This is a genomic window from Lacticaseibacillus sp. 30 (assembly GCF_053819265.1).
Genome location: NZ_JBSOQX010000094.1, coordinates 1 through 239 on the forward strand (window position 1 = coordinate 1; position 239 = coordinate 239).

A 239-nucleotide genomic window follows, 5' to 3' on the forward strand; every position below is an offset into this window, starting at 1 on the left:
AGGATAACCTCTTCACGCCTATCGGGCCTATAGCTCAGTTGGTTAGAGCGCACGCTTGATAAGCGTGAGGTCGATGGTTCAAGTCCATCTAGGCCCATCAAGCGTACGCTTGTTAATTGAACAACCCTTATGGGGGATTAGCTCAGCTGGGAGAGCGCCTGCTTTGCAAGCAGGAGGTCATCGGTTCGATCCCGTTATCCTCCATTGGCCGAAAGGCCAATGACCGACGAAAGTCGGCT

General features: G+C 53.1%; 2 tRNA genes. Both read left to right on the top strand.

Features of this window, described 5'->3' with window-relative positions:
* Positions 1 to 23 precede the first annotated feature (23 nt).
* Positions 24 to 97: transfer RNA gene (locus ACWPAB_RS15515), tRNA-Ile, on the top strand.
* A gap of 34 nt (positions 98 to 131) precedes the next feature.
* A tRNA-Ala gene (locus ACWPAB_RS15520) sits at positions 132 to 204 on the top strand.
* Positions 205 to 239 lie beyond the last annotated feature (35 nt).